Genomic DNA, 3,185 nt, shown 5'->3' on the forward strand with positions numbered 1-3,185 from the left:
ATTAATTTTTTCATCCCCAAGGAAATATTTCCACACAAGCTATTAACTCATCTGCATCTACAGGAAATAGTGGAGATATTAATTTTTTTATCCCAAGGAAATATTTCCACACAAAGTATTAACTCATCTGCATCTACAGGAAATAGTGGAGATATTAATTTTTTATCCCAAGGAAATATTTCCACACAAGCTATTAACTCATCTGCATCTACAGGAAATAGTGGAGATATTACCCTAAAATCCGCAGGTGATATTTTGACAATAAACCTTAATTCCTATTCATTTTCTCAGTCAGATAATGCAAAAAATAGTGGAAATATCGCCGTTACATCTATCGCTGGAAATATTTCTGTAGAAAACATCAACTCCTATTCATCTTCTCAGTCAGGTAATGCAGGAAATGGTGGGAATATATCTCTGCTGGCTAATAATGGTCATATTAATATGAATATATATGGTGATATTAATTCCTCTTCTTTATCTAATTATGGCTATGGAGGAAATGGAGGAGCGATCACTATTTCCAGTAAAGATAATATCTCTACAACTAATCTAAATTCTCGATCATTTTCTTTTTTAGGGAGTGGAAAAAATGGCGGTGCAATTAATGTTTTCTCTGAAGGTAATATTACTACCAGATCCCTATTTTCTACCGCCGGTTCAACTTGGGGAAATCCAGGTCTAGGAGGTGATATTACCCTCAAATCAGGGGGAAATATTAGCGCAGACTTAATATACTCTTCCTCATTTTCAACTTCAGGAAATGGGGGGAATGGCGGTGCGATCGCTCTCTCTAGTATTGGCAATATTACCACAGGACATCTCATCTCTTCATCATCCTATTCTCAGTCAGGGAATGGAGGAAATAGTGGTGCGATCTCTCTAACTAGCAGCGATGGTAACATTACCACACAATACATCTTTTCTAAATCATCTTCTCAATCAGGTAATGCAGGAAATAGTGGCGGAATTAGTCTATTTTCTAAAGGTAATATCACGGCTGAATTATTACTAGACTCTTCCTCATTTTCAACTTCAAGAAATGGGGGGAATGGAGGAGTGATTAACATCACCACTACTAATGGTAATATCACCACAAAAACCCTAAACTCTTCCTCACATTCTGATTTTGGTAATACAGGAAATGCCGGCAATATTAATCTGAAAATATCAGATGGTAATATCTCTATACCAGACATTAATTTATCCGCTATTGGTAAAGGTGGCAATGGTGGCATCATTAACCTGACGGGAGAAAAATTAAATCTTAATAATATTATTATCAAAAGTAATGGCGAAATTGGCAGTAATGGTGGTCAAATTCAATTAAATGCCCCATTTATCCAATTAATAGATAGCGATTTAAGCAGTTCTAGTGATGGTCGTGGTAATTCTGGACATATTGAATTAAATTCCACAGGTAATATTAACTTAAATAATAGTCGCTTATTTACCACATTAGAACCCGGTAGCACAGGAATAGGTGGTAATATTAAAATTCAATCTCAAAATCTCAACCTCACAAATTTTGCTTTAATTGACACAGGAACTTATAGCATTGGTAATGCCGGAAATATTAATATTAAGGCTGAAAATATTTCCCTGACAGATGGTAGTAATATTCGCAGTCTTACTGCTGATCAAGGCAATGCTGGTAATATATTTTTAGACATAACAGGAGGGGAAATATTCCTTACTAATAGTAGTATTATTAGTACCTCAGCTACTCAAACTGCATCAGGAAATAGTGGTAATTTAAAATTAAATTCTCGCACATTGTCATTATTAAATGGTAGTCAAATTCAAGCTTTAACAGAAGGAATAGGGACATCAAAAGCTGGAGAAATTATGGTTAATGCTAGTGATAGTATCATCATCAGTGCAGTTGATCCTAATTTTGCTAATCCCGATCCTAATGCTTTACCTGGTAAAAATATAGTTAAAAATGATCATATTAATAACCAAATTCAAGATATAGAGTCAAATAATTCTATAATCACAGCACCAGAATTAAAAGATAGTGATTTTGTAGTCAATAATCCCACGGTTAAAAATCCTAATATAGAATATAGTACCAGAGTTCCATACACATCTATAAAAGCAGCAGGAAACAACACAATTCATATCTATAAATTAAAAGTAAATACTGGTACAAGAGCAGTTTTTGATATTGATAATACTGGTACTGTTTATAATAATGCAGGTGATCCCATCCCTGCTATCAATACAAAATTAACTTTATTAGATAGTCAAGGACAAGTATTAGCATCTAATAATGATGCTTCCCATGGTCTTGGTTCTAAAGGTAGTGATTTTACAATGACCTTACAGCAAGATCCCTATCTGAGATATACTTTTAGTCAAGGAGGAATTTATTATCTTCAAGTTAGTAATTTTGATGATCAAGGAGTTCCTATTCGTGATAAATATAATGATTCCACCCATTTTGATCTACAAATATCTTTAGAACCCAATCCCATCCAAGCAAATATCACAAATAGTGGTCAACCTTCAGGAATTTTTGCCTATACGACAGGTGTAGGAAAAGCAGGTAATATAAACCTAAAAACTGATAATTTACAGTTAGAAAATAGTAGTCAAATATCAGCTTTTACTAATGGTAGTGGTGAAGGTGGTACAATCAATATTAATGCTAATACCTTCAATGTCAATAACAAGGGACAAGTCATTACTTCTACTTCTAATCTTGGTAAATCTGGAAATATCATCCTCACAGTTAAAGATAATATTACTTTAGATGGTGAGAAAACTGGGCTATTTGCCAATACAGAAATAGGCTCAACTGGTGATGGTGGGAGTATTCAAATAGACCCGGAATTTTTCATAATTAGAAACGGTGCGGGCATAGGTGTAAATAGTCAAGGTAGCGGTAAAGGTGGAGATATTTCACTACAAGCGGGAACTTTGACATTAGATAATCAAGCCTTTATTACTGCTGAAACTATTAGTAACGAAGGTGGAGAAATTACCCTGAATATTAATGATTTATTATGGTTACGGCGTGGGAGTAATATAACTGCTACCGCAGGAACAGCAGGTGCGGGAGGAAATGGCGGAAATATTAATATTAATGCTCCTTTTATTATTGGTTTTGCTAGTGAAAATAGTGATATTACAGCGAATGCTTTTCAAGGAAATGGGGGAAGATTAACATTACCACTAAT

At 34.4% G+C, this 3,185-nt stretch carries 1 pseudogene; it reads left to right on the top strand.

From position 1 onward, the window contains the following. Positions 1-69: 69 nt before the first annotated feature. Positions 70-3,185 (top strand): annotated as a pseudogene (locus FJR38_RS10235) (pre-peptidase C-terminal domain-containing protein); the annotation flags it as partial.

This window comes from Anabaena sp. UHCC 0253, from assembly GCF_009712085.1.
GTDB lineage: Bacteria > Cyanobacteriota > Cyanobacteriia > Cyanobacteriales > Nostocaceae > Dolichospermum.